The sequence below is a fragment of the Bounagaea algeriensis genome (assembly GCF_054491375.1).
Genome location: NZ_CM137102.1, coordinates 4,132,334 through 4,150,633, shown reverse-complemented (window position 1 = coordinate 4,150,633; position 18,300 = coordinate 4,132,334). Strand labels below are relative to the sequence as shown.

The window sequence follows — 18,300 nt, the reverse complement described above, 5'->3', positions numbered from 1 at the left end:
ATGCTCACCGACGAACCAGCGGCCGCGGACGTCCTGCAGGCGGCCGGCGGCGTGCAGCAGAACGCGTGGCTGCTCATCGCCCTGCCCGCGCTGGGCGCGCTGGTCCTGCTGCTGGCGGGGCGGCGCGCCGACGGGTGGGGCCACCTGCTGGGGTGCGCCACCGTCGTCGCGTCCTTCGCGTACGGACTCCTCCTGTTCGGATCGGTCTCCGGGATGCCGCAGTCCGGGCAGGTGCGCGAGCTGCACCTGTTCTCGTGGATCCCGGTGGGCAGCCTGCAGGTCGACTTCGGCATGCGGCTCGACCCGCTGTCGCTGGTGTTCGTGCTGCTGATCACCGGCGTGGGCGCGCTGATCCACATCTACTCCGCCGGCTACATGGCCCACGACCAGCAGGGCCGCACCGGGCGGGACAACACCGAGCGCCGCCGGTTCTTCGGCTACATGAACCTGTTCGTCGCCGCGATGCTCGTGCTGGTGCTCGGCAACGGGTTCGTGACGCTCTACCTCGGTTGGGAAGGCGTCGGCCTCGCCTCCTACCTGCTCATCGGGTTCTGGCAGCACCGGCCGTCGGCGGCCGGCGCGGCGACGAAGGCGTTCGTGATGAACCGCGTCGGCGACGTGGGGCTGGCGCTGGCGATCTTCCTGCTGTTCGCGCACCTCGGCACGACGCAGTACACCGAGGTGTTCGCCCGCGCCGGGGAACTGCCCTCGGGCGTGCTGCTGGCGATCACGCTGCTGCTGCTGCTCGGCGCGTGCGGCAAGTCCGGACAGGTGCCGCTGCAGGCGTGGCTGCCGGACGCGATGGCCGGTCCCACGCCGGTGTCCGCGCTGATCCACGCGGCGACGATGGTCACCGCCGGCGTGTACCTCATCGCGCGGGCGAACCCGCTGTACTCGCTGTCGCCGGGCGGGCAGCTGGCCGTGGCGCTCGTCGGCGCGGTGACGCTGCTGGTCGGCTGCGTCATCGGCTGCGCCTACGACGACATCAAGAAGGTGCTGGCCTACTCCACGGTCAGCCAGATCGGCTACATGATGCTGGCGGTCGGGCTCGGCCCGGCCGGCTACGCGCTGGGCATCATGCACCTGCTCACGCACGGCTTCTTCAAGGCCGGGCTGTTCCTCGGCGCGGGCTCGATCATGCACGCCATGTCCGACGAGGTGAACATGCGCCGCTTCGGCGGACTCTGGCGCTACCTGCCGATCACGTTCGCCACGTTCGGCCTCGGCTACCTGGCGATCATCGGGTTCCCGTTCCTGTCCGGGTTCTACTCCAAGGACGCGATCATCGCCGCCGCGTTCGCCCAGGAGGGCTGGCGCGCGTGGGCCTTCGGCGGCGCGGCGCTGCTCGGCGCGGGGCTGACCGCCTTCTACATGACGCGGCTGGTGCTGCTGACGTTCTTCGGCGAGCGGCGCTGGGCGCGGCTGCGCACCGAGTCGAACGCCGAGTACCACCCGCACGAGTCCCCGGCGGTGATGACGGTGCCGATGGTGCTGCTGGCGATCGGTTCGGCCGGTGCGGGCCTGTTCTTCGCCACCGGCGACCGGCTGGTCGGCTTCCTGCGGCCGGCGCTCGGCGCGCTGCAGGAGGGGCACGGGGTGCTGCCGCACTCGGTGATCCCGGTGCTGACGGTGGGCGTGTCCGCGCTCGGCGTGCTGGTGGCGTGGCTGGTCTTCGGGCGCGACGAGGTGCCCGTGCGGCGTCCGCAGCGGGTTTCGCCGCTGGTGCGGGCGGCCCGCGCCGATCTCGGCGGCAACGCGTTCAACGACGCGTTGGCGGTGCGGCCGGCTTTCGCGCTCACTCGCGGTCTGATGACTGTGGACGAGTTCGCCGTGGACGGAACCGTGCGCGGAGTGGGCGGCGTGCTCGGCGTGGGGTCGAACTACGCGCGCAGGTTGCAGACCGGGTTCGTCCGGTCGTACGCGTTGTCCATGCTCGTCGGCGGGATCGTGCTGATCGCCGCCCTGATGGCGGTGGGAGTGCCGGTATGACGATCACGCAAGCCCCCCGCGGAATGCGGGATCCCCGCGGGGTGCGGGCTTTTGGCCCGGTGCGCGCGCTCGGGGAGGAGAGCCGATGACCCTGTTGCCCGTCCTGATCCTGCTGCCGCTGGTCGGATCGGTGGTCGTCGCGCTGCTGCGGGGCGCTCCGGCGGCGGCGAAGTGGACGGCCCTGGCCGTGTCGCTGGTCGAACTCGTCGTGGCCGCGGTGGCGTGGGGTGCGTACGACCCGGCGGGCGAGCGGTTGCAGCTGGCCGTCTCGGCGCCGTGGATCCCCGCCTTCGACGTGCGCTTCGCCTTCGCGGTGGACGGCATCGCGCTGGTGATGGTCGCCGTGATCGCGCTGCTCGTGCCGCTGGTGCTGGGCTACAGCTGGAACGAGCGGCTGCCCGCGGGACGCACCCACGGCGGGTTCTTCGCGCTGCTGCTGGCGCAGCAGGCCCTCACCGTCGGCGTTTTCGCGACCACCGACCTGTTCCTGTTCTACGTGCTGTTCGAGCTGATGCTCATCCCGATGTACTTCCTCATCGGCGGCTACGGTCGGGGTGAGCGCCGCCAGTACGCCGCGGTGAAGTTCTTCCTGTACTCGTTCTTCGGCGGGCTGATCATGCTCGGCTCGGCGATCGGCGCGTACGTCTACAGCGCACAGGTCACCGGTCAGGGCACGTTCGACTGGGAGCGGTTGGCACCGGTGCTGGCGGAGGCGCCGCTGTCGGTGCAGGTGTGGCTGTTCCTCGGCTTCTTCGTCGCCTTCGCCATCAAGGCGCCGCTGGTGCCGTTCCACACGTGGCTGCCGGACGCGGCGCAGGCGAGCCCGATCGGCGTGACCGTGCTCGTGGTCGGCGTGCTCGACAAGGTCGGCACGTTCGGCTTCCTGCGCTACGGGCTGCCGCTGGCGCCGGACGCGGCGCAGGCCCTGGCACCGCTCGGACTCGTGCTGGCCGTGCTCGGCGTGCTCTACGGCTCGCTGCAGGCGTTCGGGCAGACTGATCTGACCCGGCTGGTCGCCTACGTGTCCATCGCGCACTTCGGGTTCATCGCGCTGGGCATCTTCGCCTTCACCATGCAGGCGCAGGTGGGGGCGGCGTCGTACATGGTCAACCACAGCATCGCCACCGGCATGCTCATCCTCGTCATCGGCATGATGATCGCCCGCGGTGGGTCCACCCGGATCGCCGACTACCGCGGCATGGCGCAGGTGACGCCGGTGCTGGCCGGCATGCTGCTCGTCGGCGGGTTGAGCACGCTGTCGCTGCCCGGGACGAACTCCTTCATCAGCGAGTTCCTCGTGCTGCTCGGCGCGTTCCGCAGCGAACCGGTGTACGCGGTGCTGGCCGCGGTGGGCATGGTGCTGGCCGCGGTCTACGTGCTGTGGTTCTACCAGCGCACCATGCAGGGCCCGGTGGGCGGTGACGCGCTGCTCGCCGCCGCGCCCGGCCCCGGCGCGGTCGGCCGTCCGGAGCGCACCGGCACGCGCGGGATCCGCGACCTGGGCGGCCGCGAGATCGCGGTGCTCGCGCCGCTGGTGGTGCTCGTGATCGGGCTGGGCCTGTACCCGAAACCGGTGCTGGACGTGATCAACCCGTCGGTCGCGGCGACCGTGCAGGAAGTCGGCGTCAGCGACCCCGCCGCCGTACAGGGAGGTAACTGACGTGGTTACGGGGCTCTTGGCGGGCAACGCGGTCCTCGCGCAGCCGCAGCCGCCGCCGTCGATCGACTGGGCCGGGGTCGCCCCGCTGCTGGTGATCTTCGGTGCGGCCTGCGTCGGCGTGCTCATCGAGGCGTTCGTGCCGCGGCGCCAGCGCTGGTCGTGGCAGGTGGTCACGACGCTGGCGGCGATCGTCATCGGCGTGTTCGCGGTACTCGCCCGGACGGGTGCGCCGGCGACGGTGACCTTCGCCGACCGCCTCGCCGTGGACGGCCCGGCGCTGTTCCTGTGGGGCACGCTGCTGGTGCTGAGCCTGGCCGCGGTGCTGCTGCTCGCGGACCGCTCGGTCGAACCGGGCGGGGCGTTCGTCGCCGAGTCCGGTCCGGAGCAGGCGCAGCCGGCAGGCGTCGGCGGTCCCGGGGCGATGAGCCGCGCCGAGGCCCCGGCGGTGGACATGCGCACCGAAGTGTTCCCGCTGGCCCTGTTCTCCCTCGGCGGGATGATGGTCTTCGTCGCGGCGAACGACCTGCTGACGATGTTCGTCGCGCTGGAGGTGCTGAGCCTGCCGCTGTACCTGCTGTGCGGGCTGGCCAAGCGGCGCAGGCTGCTGTCGCAGGAAGCCTCGGTGAAGTACTTCCTGCTCGGCGCGTTCGCCTCGGCGTTCTTCCTGTACGGCCTGTCGCTGCTGTACGGCTACGCGGGCTCGGTGCGGCTCTCGGCGATCGCGGAGGCCACCGCGGGCACGGACCGCTCGGACACGCTGCTGTTCGCCGGGCTGGGGCTGCTCGTGGTGGGGCTGCTGTTCAAGGCCTCCGTCGGCCCGTTCCACACCTGGACGCCCGACGTGTACCAGGGCGCGCCGACCTCGGTGACCGCGTTCATGGCGGCCTGCACGAAGGTGGCCGCGTTCGGCGGGATCCTGCGCGTGCTGCAGGTGGCGTTCGAGGCCTCCAGCTGGGAGTGGAACGGCGTGCTGCAGGTCGTGGCGGTGGCGTCGATGCTCATCGGCGCCGTGCTCGCGCTGACCCAGCAGGACGTCAAGCGGATGATCGCCTACTCCTCGGTGGCGCACGCGGGTTTCCTGCTCATCGGCGCGATCGCGCTGACCGGGCGGGGCTTGTCGGCCACGTTGTTCTACCTGTTCGCGTACGGTTTCACCACGATCGCCGTGTTCGCTGTGACGAGTCTGGTTCGATCCGGACGCGGTGAGGCTGGTCACCTTTCCGCCTGGAACGGTTTGGCGAAACGTTCCCCGCTGCTCGCCTGGGTGTTCACCTTCCTGCTGCTCTCCCTCGCCGGTATTCCGCTGACCAGCGGGTTCATCGGCAAGTTCGCCGTGTTCGAGGCCGCGTGGTCCGCCGGCATGGGACCGCTGGTGGTGGTGGCCCTGGTGGCGAGCGCGGTCGCGGCCTACTTCTACCTTCGGGTGGTCGTGCGGATGCACTGGCGCGAACCCGCCGAGGACGGGCCGACGGTCAGCGTGCCGGGCGCGTTCACGACAGCGGCGATCACGCTCGGTGTCGTGGTGACCCTGGTGTTGGGCGTGTGGCCCACCCCGGTCCTGGACTGGGCGAGCATCGGTGGTTTCGTGTCGTAGAGTGCTCGCCGCAGGCGACGATCCGGGGAGTGAAGGCGACGGTGACGTGAGCACGCCAGCGGGTGATCCGATCAGTGAGCTGACCAGGGGTGTTGCTGACGCTCCGGGCAGGTTGGGGACGGTCGACGAGGCGTTGGCCGGCTCGGTGCGGGAAGGCGTCCTCCGCGTGGAGGAGTTGCTGCACGAGTCGGTGCGCAGCGATCTCGAGTTCGCGAAACGCACCTCGATGCATCTGGTGGAAGCGGGTGGCAAGCGGTTCCGCCCGCTGTTCACGTTGCTGGCGGGGCACTTCGGCGACCCCCGGGCCGAGGGCGTGGTCAAGTCCGCGGCGGTCATCGAGATGGTGCACCTGGCCACGCTCTACCACGACGACGTGATGGACGAGGCCACGATGCGGCGCGGGGCGAGCAGCGCCAACGCCCGCTGGGACAACTCGGTGGCCATCCTCACCGGTGACCTGCTGTTCGCGCACGCTTCGCGGCTCATGGCCGATCTGGGCAGCGATGCCTCCCGCGAGATGGCGGAAACGTTCGAGTCGCTGGTCACCGGGCAGATGCGTGAGACGGCCGGACCGGGGGGCGGCACCGACGCGATCGACTACTACCTGCGGGTGGTCCACGAGAAGACCGGTTCGCTCATCGCGACCGCCGGCAGGTTCGGCGCGTGGTTCTCCGGCGCGCCGGCGGAGTACGTGCAGGCGCTCGAACGGATCGGGCAGGCCGTGGGCACGGCGTTCCAGATCTCCGACGACATCATCGACATCGCTTCCCCGGCCGCGGAGTCCGGCAAGACGCCGGGCACCGACCTGCGCGAAGGGGTGCGGACGCTGCCGATGCTCTACGCGTTGAGCGACTCCGACGCCGATCCGCGGTTGCGGGACCTGCTGGGAGTGCCGCTGACCGAGGACGCCGACGTCGCCGAGGCGTTGCGGCTGCTGCGCGCTTCGAACGGGCTGGAGTGGAGCCGGGCGAAGCTGGACGAGTGCGCGGGCGACGCGCGCAAGGAGCTGGCGCAGCTGCCGGACGGTGCGGCGCGGGACGCGTTGGTCGCGGTCGTCGACTACGTGGTGGACCGGACGCGGTAGTGCCCGCGGACCCGAGTCGCGCAACGGCGGAGCCGCCGCGCCGCGCTCGTCGGGGCGCCGCGGCGTTCCCGCGCATGCACGACGATCCTCGGATGCCGGTGAGGAGGCAGCGGACGTGACGTCCTCGTTGTTCACCCAGGTCTGGCTGTGGAGTTTCGCGGCGTTCGTGCTGGGTGTGCTCGTGAACTACGTGCTGTTCGTGCGACCGCTGCGCAAGCGCCTGCGCGCCCGCGAGGAGGACCTCGCCCGGCTCGAGGACGAGCTGGTGGCCGAGCCGCCGCGCGAGGAGCGGCCGTTGGACATCCTCGACGGGCGCCCCGAGGACGACGGTGCCGAGGAGGACGGTGCCGAGGACGACGGCCCCGAGGACGACGGCGCCGACGACGGTGCCGAGGACGAGGGCGGTGGCTGGGAGCACCCCGGTTCCGCGCCGGCCGGGCCCGTCGAGGGCGAGGGCGGTGCGGGCGACCGGGAGCACCCGGCGGACGAGAGCCGCACGCGTCCGCAGGTGCGGGCCCCGCACGCCGCGACCAGCCCCGCGGACACCGCGGATACCGAGGACACGTTGGCCGCCGGGAGCACCGGTCCCGCCGGGAACGCCCCACCCGCCGGGAGCGCCCCGCATGCGCCCACCGAGGGGGCGGTTCCCGTCGCGGAGCCCAGTGCCGAGCACCCCGGCCCTGCCGAGCAACCCGGCCACGGCGAGCAACCCGGTCACGGCGAATCGGCGTGGCGCGCACCGCACCAGACCGAGTCGGAGCAGGCGGAGTGGGACCTCTCGGTCGGTCCGGTCACCGCGCGCCCGTACACCTTCAACGAGCCCGCGACCCGTCCGACGCGCCCGAATCCCACCGCTTCCTCTGCGGCCGGATCCGATGGGGCCGGACCCGATGGGACCGGATCCGCCGCGGCCGGAGCCGGTGGGGCCGGGGCCGCGTCCCGTTCCGCACCCGAGCCGGGCACAGCCGAGCACGACACAGCCGAGCACGGCGCGGCCGAGCACGACGCGGCCGCGGCGCGCTCGGCTGCCGATACCGGCGAGGCCACGACGCCGCAGGTGGATTTCGTCGGCGGCGGTGCCACGCGCGAGGTCCCGGTGGAGCCGGAGTTGCCGATCCGGTTCAGCGCGACCCCGCCGGACCGCGCCGCACCGTTCGAAGCGGTGGAGCAGGGGATACCGGCGGAGCAGGGAACACCGGCGGAGCAGGGGACGAGCGAGAACACCTGGTTCCAGAAGCCCGCGCTCGAGGAGCCGGCGCGCCCGGACCCCGACGAGCCGGCGCGCACGGGGACTGCGGCGCAGCGCTCCGCGCAGGCGGAACCCGGAACCCGCACGGACGAGGGGCCGTCGGACGAGGGACTGTCGGACGAGGGGCCGTCGGAGGAGGCGGCGCGCGCGGCCGCGGCGACGGCCTCGCGCTGGCGCACGCGGGCCGGCATGTCCGTGCGCGGCAGCCTCGCCGGGGTGGCCCCGGACGGCGTCGAGCGCTCGCAGCGCGACAGCGGTGACCCGGCGGGGGAGCAGCCTCCCCCGGATGTCCGGAACCCGTCGGATGCCCAGAACCCGTCGGATGCCCGGAATCCCTCGGATGCGCGGAACGCACCGCTCGAACAGCACGAGACCCCGACCGCAGCGGATCCCGCCGAGGCCGGGCCGGACGGGACAGCGGCGGCGCCGGAGACCGGAGGCGCCGTGCCGGTGTCCGGACGCGAGCCGGTCTCCGGGGGAGCTGGGACGGGCCTGCCGCACCGCACCCCCGGCGCCGCGGCACGCCCCGGTCCGGAGGGGGAGATCCTCGCGGGATCCGTGGGTCCGTTGATCAAGGGGCACGCCGCGTCGCGCCAGTACCACACGCCGGACTCGCCGCAGTACGACGTGATCGTGGCCGACGTGTGGTTCCGCACCGCCGAGGACGCGGAGACCGCCGGTTTCCACCGCTGGAACGGGTAGTGCGAGCCGCGGGCTCGCTGCTCAGGGGCTCTCGTGGTGGAGCCTCCTGCACGTCCCGGCTTGCCCGGCACCCGCCCTGGACGGCGAAACACCGGGTCGGCCACCTCTCAACGGGTGAAATGTCCCAACGATGCTAGGCCTCCCAGCCGGGGCCGGGTGAGCGCTCCAGCATCCGCGAGAGCACGACGGTGGAGACGGTGCGTTCGATGAAGCGCACGGCGCGCAGCCGTTCCATCGCCTGTTCCAGGTGGTGGATGTCGGCCGCGCGCAGGTGCACGATCGCGTCCGCCTGGCCGGAGACGGTGTAGGCGGCGACGACTTCGGGCAGCGGTTCGAGGCCCTGGCGGATGTTGCCGGCCGGGACGTTGCCGTTGCAGTGCACCTCGACGAACGCCTCGGTGCCCCAGCCCAGTGCTTCCGGGTCGACGACCGCGGTGAACCCGCGCAACGTTCCTTCGTCGAGGAGCCGGTCGACCCGTCGCTTCACGGCAGGCGCGGACAGGCCCACCGCCTCCCCGATCTCCGCGTAGCTGGCACGCGCATTCGCGACCAGGTGCGAAACGATTTGCTGATCCAGCGCATCCATGTGCAACATTCTGCCGCAAAAGCTGCAACGGACAGCGATTGAAGGCTGTTCAGGCAGTCATTAGATTTCGAGTTGTGACCGCGCGAACCGGCCCCGATGTCGAGGTCGCCCTCCGCACCGGAGGACGCCCGCGGCATTACGTCATGTGCCCGCCGACGTACTTCACCGTCCAGTACTCGATCAACCCCTGGATGGACCCCGAGTCCTCCCCGGTCGATCCGGACTTGGCGTTGCAGCAGTGGACCGCGCTGCGCCGGCATTACGAGCGGCTGGGGCACACCGTGCACACCGTGCGGCCCGTTCCCGGGCTGCCGGACATGGTGTTCGCGGCCAACTCGGGCACCGTGCTCGGCTCGCAGGTGCTCGGCGCGCGGTTCCGCGCGCCGCAGCGAGCTCCGGAGGCCGAGCACTTCCGGCAGTGGTTCCTCGCCAACGGCTACCGGGACCTGGTCATGCCCGCGCACGTGAACGAGGCGGAAGGCGACTTCGCGTGGACGGGGCGGTTCCTGCTCGCCGGCAGCGGTTTTCGCACCGATCCCCGCGCGCACGCGGAGGCGCAGGAAGCGCTCGGGGTGCCGGTGGTGTCCCTGCAGCTGGTCGACGAGTTCTACTACCACCTGGACACCGCGCTGCTCGTGCTCCGGCAGGGTGAGCACGCGCGGATCGCCTACTACCCGGAGGCCTTCTCCGCCGGTTCCCAGCAGGTGCTGCGCAGGATGTTCCCGGACGCGGTCCGGGCCTCGGCGCACGACGCGGCGTGCCTGGGCCTCAACGGCGTTTCGGACGGGCGCAACGTCATCCTGCCGGCGGAGGCCACCGGGCTGGCGCGGCAGCTCTCCGAACTGGGCTACGAACCCGCGCTGCTGGACGTCGCGGAACTGCGCAAGGCGGGCGGCGGGCCGAAGTGCTGCACGTTGGAGCTGCACGCGGATGCGGACGTGCGCACCGAACGGGAAGGCGCCAGCCGGGAGAGCGCCGGCCGGGAGGGAACCGGCCGGGAGAGCGCCGACTGGGAGAGCACCGGCCGGGTGCGGAGCTGAGCCGCGCCGGCCGGTGCCCGAGCTGCGCTCGGCCGCGGAAGCTGGCTCACTCCTCCTGCTGCAGCGCCTGGATGTCCAGCTCCACCTCAACGGTGGGGCCGACGACGCCGATCCCCTTGGCGAGCGTGAGCTGCCAGTTCACCGCGTAGTCCTCGCGCCGCAGCGTCGTGGTGGCGCGGGCGCCGGCGCGCAGGCCCTGGAACTGGCGCTGCCCGAGGTAGACCGCGTCCAGCTCGACGGGGCTCGACGAGCCGCGCAGCGTCAGCTCGCCGTGCACGGACCAGCGGTTCCCGCGCAGCGGGGTCAGCCGGTCGCTGTTGAAGTACAGGTTGGGGTAGTTCTCCACGTCCAGGAAGTCGGCGGAGCGCAGGTGGTCGTCGCGCATCTTCACCCCGGTGTGGATGCTGGCGGCGTCGATGACCACCTCGATGCGGGAGTCCTCCAGGCGCGGTGCCATCACGACCCGCCCGTCGAAGTTGTGGAACTGGCCGTGGATCCTGGCCATGCCCACGTGCTGGGCGATGAAGCGGATCTCGGTGTGGTGGGAGTCCAGCTTCCACACGCCGGGTTCGGGCAGCTCCAGCGCGGGGTCCTGCTCCAGCTGCACGCCACCGAGGGTGGTGTGCTGGTTGACGCGGATCTCGCAGCGCCGGGTGAGCCGCTGGTAGCCGCCGGCGGAGATCGCGACCCGGTGCTCGCCGGGCGGCAGCGCGGTGACGAAGTACCCGTAGGTGTCGGTGGTGCACTGCGCGACCTGCTGGTTGAGCCGGTTGGCCACGGTCACCGTCGCGTCGGGCAGCAGCCTGTCCTCGTCGTCGTGCACCTGTCCGCTGAGAATGCCGCTGTCCAGCGGTGTCGGCGGCAGGATGGCCCCGGCGCGTTCCGCGCGACCGCTTCCGCCCGACCGCTTCGAGCGGCGGCGCAGCAACCTGGTCAATGCCATGCAGACCCCTTTCGTCGTGTCCTTCGCGATGTCCTTCGCGCGGACGGTCGCGCTGCTCGCTCGCCTGGTCCCGTCGCATGATCCTCGATTACTGAAAGTGATCCGCATTCGGGTTCGTGTGGCTCACCACAGTTGCCCGCGGTGCCGGGGAGCAGTGGAACTCCGACCGCCCGCGAAACGTTCTTGAATCGAGACGGCGAACGCGTGGCAGGTGCGCACGGCCGGGACTCGCCCGGGGCGAACACGGAGAGTGAAAGGCAGGCACGGTGCACGGTCGGTTCAACGGTCTGAAGACCGCGCTGCTGCTGGGCGGCATGAGTGCGCTCGTGCTGCTCGTGGGGCGCATGTTCGGCTCGTTCGGCCTGGTCGTCGCGCTGGTCGTCGCGCTCGGGATGAACGGCTACGCCTACTTCAACTCCGCCAACCTCGCGTTGCGCGCGATGCGCGCACGCCCCGTGTCCGAGGCCGAACACCCGAAGCTGCACCGCATCGTGCGCGAACTGGCGACCTCGGCGCGGCAGCCGATGCCCTCCCTGTACATCAGCCCGACGCAGGCGCCGAACGCCTTCGCCACCGGCCGCAACCCGCGCAACGCGGCCGTGTGCTGCACCGCGGGCATCCTGGAACTGCTCGACGAGCGGGAGATCCGCGCGGTGCTCGGGCACGAGCTCTCGCACGTGTACAACCGCGACATCCTCATCTCCAGCGTGGCCGGGGCGCTGGCCAGCGTGATCACGTTCCTGGCGAACTTCGGGATGCTCTTCGGCCTGTTCGGCGGTTCCCGCGAGGAGGGCGGCAACCCCTTCGGGATGCTGCTCGTCGCGCTGCTCGGCCCGATCGCCGCAGCCGTGGTGCAGATGGCCGTGAGCCGCTCGCGCGAGTACCAGGCCGACTCCTCCGGCGCGGAGCTCACCGGGGACCCGCTGGGCCTGGCTTCGGCGCTGCGCAAGCTGGAACGCGGAACCCAGCAGGCGCCGCTGCCGCCGGAGCCGAAACTCGCCTCGCAGTCGCACCTGATGATCGCCAACCCGTTCCGGCCGGGCGAGCGGATGGCGCGGCTGTTCTCCACGCACCCGCCGATGAGCGAGCGGGTGCAGCGGCTCGAGGGCATGGCCGGGCGCGAGCTCCCGCGGATGTGATCCCGCCCGCTGAGCGCAGGGCGCGACGCCGGCGCGCTCAGCCCCGCGCGCCGGCGTCGCGCGCGAGCGCCATGACGTACTCGCCGTAGCCCGACTTGGCCAGCAGTCGGCCGCGTTCGAGGCACTCCTCAGCGGTGATGTAGCCCATGCGCAGGGCGATCTCCTCCAGGCAGGCGATGCGCACGCCCTGGCGGTGCTCCAGCACCTGCACGAACTGGCCCGCCTCCAGCAGCGAGTCGTGCGTGCCGGTGTCCAGCCAGGCGAAGCCGCGTCCCAGCTGGGCCAGGTGCGCGCTCCCGCGACGCATGTAGGCGAGGTTGACGTCGGTGATCTCCAGTTCGCCCCGCTGCGAGGGGGCCAGGTCCGCCGCGATGTCCACGACCTCGTTGTCGTAGAAGTACAGCCCGGTGATCGCCGTGTTCGACCGCGGCGCCGCGGGCTTCTCCTCCAGCGACACCAGCTTGCCCGCCGCGTCCACCTCGCCGACGCCGTAGCGCTGCGGGTCGCGCACGGCGTAGCCGAACAGCACGCATCCGTCCAGCTCGGCAGCGCAGCGCTGGAGCATGCCGGAGAAGCCCTGCCCGTAGAAGATGTTGTCGCCGAGCACGAGGGCCACCGAGTCCCGGCCGATGAAGTCGGCGCCGATGCGGAAGGCCTCGGCGAGCCCGTTCGGTTCGGGCTGCTCGGCGTAGGTCAGCCGCACGCCGAACTGCGAGCCGTCGCCCAGCAGCCGGCGGAACAGCGGGACGTCCTGCGGCGTCGAAATGATCATGATGTCGCGGATGCCCGCGAGCATCAGCACCGACAGCGGGTAGTACACCATCGGCTTGTCGTACACCGGGAGCAGCTGCTTGGACACGGCCTGCGTCAACGGGTGCAGGCGCGTGCCGCTGCCCCCAGCGAGGACGATGCCCCTCACCGAATCACCCGGTCACCGGTAGTTCTCGAACTGCAGCGCCACCTCGAAGTCGGACTCGGTGAGCAGCTGGATCGTGGCCTGCAGCTCGTCCTTCTTCTTCGCGGTCACGCGCAGCTGGTCGCCCTGGATCTGCGCCTGCACGCCCTTGGGGCCCTCGTCGCGGATCTTCTTGCTGATCTTCTTGGCCACCTCCTGCGAGATGCCCTGCACGAGCGAACCGGAGATGCGGTAGGACTTCCCGGACGAGGCGGGTTCGCCGAGGTCGAGCGCCTTCAGCGAGACGCCGCGCTTGACGAGCTTCTCCTTGAACACGTCGACGGCGGCGCGGCAGCGCTCCGCGGTCTCCGCCTCGAGGGTGACGGCGTTCTCACCGGCCCAGGAGATCTTCGCGCCCGTGCCGCGGAAGTCGAACCGGTTCGCCAGCTCCTTCGCCGTCTGGTTCAGGGCGTTGTCGACTTCCTGCGTGTCGGTCTTGCTGACCACGTCGAACGACGAGGTTGATGCCACCGAAGTCACCTCCAGCTGTATCGGGTCAACGGCCTCACGCTACCCGGCCCCACCCCCTTCGAAGGAGGGTGAGAGCGGGCGATATGGTTTGTACAGACAGCGATGCGAAGCTGCCAGCCGGGTTGCCCGAGTGGCCAAAGGGAGCTGACTGTAAATCAGCCGGCACTGCCTTCAGAGGTTCGAATCCTCTACCCGGCACCCAGCACCGACGACCCCGTGACCTGCACAGACAGGGCACGGGGTCGTTCGCGTGCGGTCCGGCCGTGTCCGGCTGCGTCCGGCTGACAGCGGCCGTGTGCGGCCGTCCGTCCCCTACGTGTCCCCAAAACCCTCGGCGGTGGCCGAGCGCGGACTGCACCCGTTCTTAAGTAAGAACACCCTCTTTCCTGCTCTTTGCATTCGGTACGGTCCGAGCTGATCCGGGTCGAAGGCCCGGGTGAGGTTGCGGAAACGGCCCGCGGCCTGGGGGAGTGTCGCTGCGGTGGCACTGGCCGGAGCAGTTGATCAGGAGTGGATGTGTTCGGAGACGGCCTCGAGGGCGCGGCGCCGTCGGTGCTTGGCGCGGAGTACGCCGGCGCGGAGGAGGGCGACGGCGGCAACACGGTGTTCATCGCCACGCAGCGGGTCGGTCCGCAGGATGTCGAGGCCCGGGTTGAGCTGCGCGAGAACGAGTCCGGGCAGCTGGTCATGCTCGCCTACTCGAATCATGAGCAGCTCGTGACGGGTGCTGGCGAGGCCCAGCCGTGGATCGCGGTGCCGACCGACCGCGTCTGGCAGGTGCAGCAGGAGTGCGGGGCGGACGTCGTGCTGTGGGACGTGGAGCTGCCACCGCAGATGCAGCACACCGGTTCCGATGAGGAGGGGAAGCTAGTTGGGTGGCGGCTTTCACGCCAACAGTGAGGAATTGCAGCGGTTGTCCAACACGCTGCGGTCCTCGGCGGAGACGATCGACGATGCGACGCAGGCCTCGCCTCCTGCGGCAGATGCCGGCCGTTCCACGGCGAAGGTCCAGGACATGATCAGCCAGTTCACCAAGGCCGCTGCGGGACTGCGCGGTGGTGTGGAGCAGGCCGCGGACAACGTGGCGCAGAGCGGTGACACGTACCGGAAATCGGACGAGGAGGGCAAGGACCGCTTGCCGACCACCGGCGACGTTGGGGGAGGACGCTGATGTCTGGGGCAACGCAGGCGGTGGGATCAACACCTTCGTCGAGGGCGACTCGGGATCCTGCCGGGAGACCGCCGCGTGGCTGGGCACGATGAGCGCCGGATGTCACGACATCGGCACGGGCATCCACCGTGCGCGGTCGGAGTCGGAGTCCGTCTGGCAGGGCGATGCTGGCGAGGGATTCCGCGATGAGATGGCGCGCAACGGTGCTGACGCCGATGAGCTGACGGAGTACTTCAACCGCGGCAAGGTCGCGCTGGACACGTTCGCGGATGACCTGGACACGGTGCGGGCGAAGATGCGCCAGGCACGCGAGGTCGCTACCCAGCACGGCTTGAACGTCACGCCCACCACGATCGAACACCCCGGCCCGGAGCCGGCGAAGATGCCCTCCAACGGGCCGGGGCCGGACACGACCGAGCGCACACCGGGCGAAGAGCAGGCCGTCGCCGACTACCAGGCCAAGGTGCGAGCGTTCAACGAGGCCCACGCCACGTGCGAGAAGCGCGGCGCAAAGAGGATTCAGCGCACGACAGCCTCCAGAAGGCGTTGAAGATGACCAAGAGCCTGCCGGAAGCGCTCGTGCCGCAGGGCTGGGCGTGGGCTCCGGTGGTCACCGGTGCCTACTCCGGCGCTTATGGGATGGCGAAGAAGCTCGGCAATATTGCTCAGACCGCGCAGCAGAACGCTGACGGTGCTAAGGCTCTGCTCGACAAACCGGGGCTTTCCGCTGCGGAGCGCCAACAGGCCCTACGGGGTTATCTCGATTCGGAGAGTAAGGCCAGGCCAGCATCGACGGCAGCCCAGTCGGCTCAGCGCCTTGACGACATGATCCCTGGGAGCCCCAAGTTGAAGGAAGGGCTCAGTACATCGATCAAGGGTGCTGGCGTCGTTGGTCTGGTCACCACGGGGGCGTCCGTGTACCAGGACATTCAGAAAGGTGTTCCTGCGGACAAGGCCGTCACGAAGGGGGCGACGAGCACAGCCGCGAGCGCTGGTGTCGGAGCAGGGATGACTGCCCTTGCAGCGGGGGGGATACATCGGTGGCGTCGCCGCGACCGGTGGAACACTCCTGGTAGGAACGGCAGTCGCTGCTGGCGTCGGATGGGCTGTGGACAACTACTACGACGACGTCAAGAACTGGTTCACCGGCTGATGAGCAACGCTGAAACCGAACTCCCTCCGCAACCGGATCAACAGACCGGCGAGCCGTGGCCGCCCGATCCGCCCGGCGTCATCGGCTTGACGCGGGAGTCGGCAAAGACGACGCCTCCGGCGGGGGCGGCTCCATTCCTCGCACGAGGCGGATGTCCGGTCACGGCAGGTGGCCGATGGCGGCGTAGCCGTTGGCGGGAGTCTCGTCGTTGGTGGTGGGCCAGTGGTTCACGGGCACGAGGCCGGGCTCGACCAGCCTGCAGCCGTCGAGCAGCGCGGCGATTTCGGTGCGGTCGCGGATGATCAGCGGCGTGGTGGTGCTGCTGTAGATCCGCTGGCCGCTGACGACTTCCTGCTCGGCCATCGTGACGGTCGCGGCGTGGGTCAGCGCCACGTAGCTGCCCGGGGCGCAGGCGGCGCGGTAGGACCGCAGGATGCCCGCGGGAGCGTCGGTGTCGGGTACGAAGTGCAGGATGGCCACGGCCAGCACCGCCACGGGGCGGGTGAAGTCCAACAGCTCGGAAACGCCCGGCGCGGCCAGGACCTGTTCGGGCTCGCGGATGTCGGCGTGGGTGACGCTCACCCGCGGATCACCGCCCAGCAGTCTCCGGGCGTACGTCACGGCGATGACTTCGTGGTCGACGTAGGCCACGCGGGCGTGCGGGTTGTGCTGGTGGGCGATCTCGTGGACGTTGCCGGTGGTGGGCACCCCGGATCCGAGGTCGAGGAACTGGTCGATGCCCTGGTCGCACAGGTACGTCACGGCCCGGCGGAGGAAGGAGCGGTTCGTCCGGGCGAACCGCCCGATTTCCGGGGTGACGGCCAAGGCCCGATCGGCGGCGTCGCGGTCGACGGCGAAGTTGGCCGATCCGCCGAGGTAGTAGTCGTACATCCGGGCGACGTTCGGAGCGGAGGTATCCACCTCGGGCGCGGCCGCCGCACGGTCCGGATCGCCGCCATCCGGGTTCGCGTGCGTGCTCGGGACGTTCTCGAGGTCCATCGGTGCTCCCTGCGCAGCTTCTCCTGATCACCCCCGGTCCTGGATACACGATCGAGTGGCCAGTGGCCAGGGCTCCGCCGGGTTCCCCGATTGATCACGAAGACAACGGGCCGCACCAGCGGAGAGGAGTCCACGCCGGCCGGGTCGGGAGCGGACGAACCGCCCCGAACGAGAGCGAGCTGCTGCTGATCGCTCGGAGTCGACGCCGCCTCGACCCTCGTTCGTCACCCTCATGCGCGTGTTGGTTCGGGGACGGCACTCGGCTTGGGCGTCGATTTCAGGGTCAGTGCCACCAGAGCCGAGACGAGGCAACCGAGGCCGAGGTAGGCCGCCACCCAGTGCCAGGTGCCGTCGCCGAGCATGACGAGCGCGGTGGCGATGGCCGGGGTGAAACCACCACCGATCGCTGCGGCGACCTGATAGCCGAGCCCGGCCCCGCTGTAGCGGTACTCGGCACCGAACAGCTCGGTGAGCAGCGGCTGCTGGACGCTGACGATCATGTCGTGGGCGATGTTGACCAGAACGACCGATGCCACCACGACCATGATCTGCGAACCCGCCTGCATGGACAGGAAATAGGGCACCGTGCCGATGACTCCGACGATCGCACCGGTGGTGAACACCGCCTTGCGCCCGTATCGGTCGGACAGCCACGCGAAGAACGGGATCGTCACGATGCCGAGGCCACCGACCAGCAGCGCGACGTTGAGCATGAAGCTGGAGCTGAAGTCGTACTGGTCGGTCGCGTAGGACAGGGCGAAGGTCGTGACGATGTACATCGTCAGCAGCTCACCCAACCGCAGGCCGATGATCTGGAAGAACGCTGCCGGGTGCTGCCGGAGCGCCGCAAGCACCGGAAGCTCGCGCCGCTTCGGCGCCTGTTCGGCGACCTGCTTGCGGAACACGTCGCTTTCCGGGACTCCCGCGCGGATCCACAGCGCGATGGCCACGAACAGGACGCTGATGAGGAAGGGGATGCGCCAACCCCAAGCCTGGAACGCGGCATTGCTGGTCAGGGCCTGCATCGCGCCCACGGCACCGGTGGCCAGCAGCAGCCCGACGGAGTAGCCGACCTGGACTCCGCTGCTGAACAACGCCTTGAGCTTCGGTGGGGCGCTTTCGACGGCCATCAGGGCGGCGCCGCCCCACTCCCCGCCGACGGCGAAACCCCCCACCGCGCGCAGCACGACGAGCAGCAAGGGGGCCCACCAGCCGATGCTGTCGTAGGTGGGCAGCAGACCGATCAACGCCGTCGCCACCCCCATGAGGGACACCGTCCACACGAGCATGGTCTTCCGGCCGATCTTGTCGCCGAAGTGCCCGAAGACCAACCCGCCGAGCGGGCGGAAGACGAAGCCGACGCCGAACGTGGCGAAGGCGGCCAGCGTCCCGGCGAGGGGGCTGAACGAGGGGAAGAACGCGCTGTTGAAGACGACCGCGGCGACGATCCCGTACAGCAGGAAGTCGTACCACTCGACGACCGCACCGATGAAACTCGCGGCCGCGGTCCGAACAGGTTTGGGCTCTGTGTCCGCCACCCGGCACCTCCTTGTGCGTTATGCGAA

At 70.4% G+C, this 18,300-nt stretch carries 17 protein-coding genes and 1 tRNA gene; 12 read left to right on the top strand and 6 right to left on the bottom strand.

Features of this window, described 5'->3' with window-relative positions; genetic code table 11:
- The 5 genes from nuoL to ACVGV2_RS18840 all read left to right on the top strand — a co-directional run bounded on the left by nuoL (position 1) and on the right by ACVGV2_RS18840 (position 8,278).
- A complete protein-coding gene (gene nuoL / locus ACVGV2_RS18860; RefSeq protein WP_459166053.1) occupies positions 1-1,989 on the top strand; it encodes an NADH-quinone oxidoreductase subunit L in 1,989 nt (662 codons plus the stop codon).
- Between the two features lie 85 nt (positions 1,990-2,074).
- Entirely contained in the window at positions 2,075-3,649 is a 1,575-nt protein-coding gene (locus ACVGV2_RS18855; protein ID WP_459163677.1) for an NADH-quinone oxidoreductase subunit M, read from the top strand.
- 1 nt (position 3,650) lies between these two features.
- Positions 3,651-5,243: an NADH-quinone oxidoreductase subunit NuoN gene (gene nuoN / locus ACVGV2_RS18850; RefSeq protein WP_459163676.1), complete on the top strand. Its 1,593-nt coding sequence runs from the start codon at positions 3,651-3,653 to the stop codon at positions 5,241-5,243.
- 46 nt (positions 5,244-5,289) lie between these two features.
- Positions 5,290-6,327 carry a polyprenyl synthetase family protein gene (locus ACVGV2_RS18845; RefSeq protein WP_459163675.1) on the top strand — a complete coding sequence of 346 codons (1,038 nt, stop codon included), beginning with the start codon at positions 5,290-5,292 and terminating at the stop codon, positions 6,325-6,327.
- 115 nt (positions 6,328-6,442) lie between these two features.
- A complete protein-coding gene (locus ACVGV2_RS18840) occupies positions 6,443-8,278 on the top strand; it encodes a sunset domain-containing protein (RefSeq protein WP_459163674.1) in 1,836 nt (611 codons plus the stop codon).
- Between the two features lie 133 nt (positions 8,279-8,411).
- On the opposite strand, the gene ACVGV2_RS18835 is transcribed toward ACVGV2_RS18840, so the two are convergent.
- Positions 8,412-8,864: an Lrp/AsnC family transcriptional regulator gene (locus ACVGV2_RS18835; RefSeq protein ID WP_459163673.1), complete on the bottom strand. Its 453-nt coding sequence runs from the start codon at positions 8,862-8,864 to the stop codon at positions 8,412-8,414.
- Positions 8,865-8,938: 74 nt separating this feature from the next.
- Here ACVGV2_RS18835 and ddaH point away from each other — a divergent pair, with 74 nt between their 5' ends.
- Complete coding sequence (gene ddaH / locus ACVGV2_RS18830; RefSeq protein WP_459163672.1) at positions 8,939-9,904, top strand: dimethylargininase; 966 nt, start codon at positions 8,939-8,941, stop codon at positions 9,902-9,904.
- Positions 9,905-9,950: 46 nt separating this feature from the next.
- Here the strand turns inward: ddaH and ACVGV2_RS18825 are convergent, their stop codons facing one another.
- Positions 9,951-10,847 (bottom strand): YceI family protein, encoded by an 897-nt coding sequence (locus tag ACVGV2_RS18825; protein ID WP_459163671.1) that lies wholly within the window; start codon positions 10,845-10,847, stop codon positions 9,951-9,953.
- A 266-nt stretch (positions 10,848-11,113) separates the two neighbouring features.
- Here ACVGV2_RS18825 and htpX point away from each other — a divergent pair, with 266 nt between their 5' ends.
- Positions 11,114-11,986, top strand: coding sequence for a zinc metalloprotease HtpX (gene htpX / locus ACVGV2_RS18820; RefSeq protein WP_459163670.1), 873 nt, complete (start codon positions 11,114-11,116; stop codon positions 11,984-11,986).
- Positions 11,987-12,023: 37 nt separating this feature from the next.
- Here htpX and rfbA read toward each other — a convergent pair whose 3' ends face one another.
- Together rfbA and ACVGV2_RS18810 are read right to left on the bottom strand one after the other, a co-directional pair.
- Positions 12,024-12,905, bottom strand: a complete 882-nt coding sequence (rfbA, locus tag ACVGV2_RS18815; RefSeq protein ID WP_459163669.1) for a glucose-1-phosphate thymidylyltransferase RfbA — start codon at positions 12,903-12,905, stop codon at positions 12,024-12,026.
- Between the two features lie 12 nt (positions 12,906-12,917).
- Complete coding sequence (locus ACVGV2_RS18810; protein ID WP_459163668.1) at positions 12,918-13,412, bottom strand: YajQ family cyclic di-GMP-binding protein; 495 nt, start codon at positions 13,410-13,412, stop codon at positions 12,918-12,920.
- 116 nt (positions 13,413-13,528) lie between these two features.
- Here ACVGV2_RS18810 and ACVGV2_RS18805 point away from each other — a divergent pair.
- The 5 genes from ACVGV2_RS18805 to ACVGV2_RS18785 all read left to right on the top strand — a co-directional run bounded on the left by ACVGV2_RS18805 (position 13,529) and on the right by ACVGV2_RS18785 (position 15,736).
- Positions 13,529-13,610, top strand: a tRNA-Tyr gene (locus ACVGV2_RS18805).
- Positions 13,611-13,928: 318 nt separating this feature from the next.
- Complete coding sequence (locus ACVGV2_RS18800; protein ID WP_459163667.1) at positions 13,929-14,312, top strand: SAV_915 family protein; 384 nt, start codon at positions 13,929-13,931, stop codon at positions 14,310-14,312.
- A gap of 13 nt (positions 14,313-14,325) precedes the next feature.
- On the top strand, positions 14,326-14,583 hold the full coding sequence (locus ACVGV2_RS18795) for a hypothetical protein (RefSeq protein WP_459163666.1): 258 nt from the start codon (positions 14,326-14,328) through the stop codon (positions 14,581-14,583).
- Positions 14,567-15,133 (top strand): WXG100 family type VII secretion target, encoded by a 567-nt coding sequence (locus ACVGV2_RS18790; protein WP_459163665.1) that lies wholly within the window; start codon positions 14,567-14,569, stop codon positions 15,131-15,133. Before ACVGV2_RS18795 ends, ACVGV2_RS18790 begins: the two co-directional genes overlap by 17 nt.
- A 468-nt stretch (positions 15,134-15,601) precedes the next feature.
- Positions 15,602-15,736 (top strand): hypothetical protein, encoded by a 135-nt coding sequence (locus tag ACVGV2_RS18785; protein WP_459163664.1) that lies wholly within the window; start codon positions 15,602-15,604, stop codon positions 15,734-15,736.
- A gap of 159 nt (positions 15,737-15,895) precedes the next feature.
- Here the strand turns inward: ACVGV2_RS18785 and ACVGV2_RS18780 are convergent, their stop codons facing one another.
- Both ACVGV2_RS18780 and shiA read right to left on the bottom strand, forming a co-directional pair.
- A complete protein-coding gene (locus ACVGV2_RS18780) occupies positions 15,896-16,735 on the bottom strand; it encodes an SAM-dependent methyltransferase (protein ID WP_459163663.1) in 840 nt (279 codons plus the stop codon).
- 230 nt (positions 16,736-16,965) lie between these two features.
- Entirely contained in the window at positions 16,966-18,273 is a 1,308-nt protein-coding gene (gene shiA / locus ACVGV2_RS18775; RefSeq protein ID WP_459163662.1) for a shikimate transporter, read from the bottom strand.
- Between the last annotated feature and the right edge of the window lie 27 nt (positions 18,274-18,300).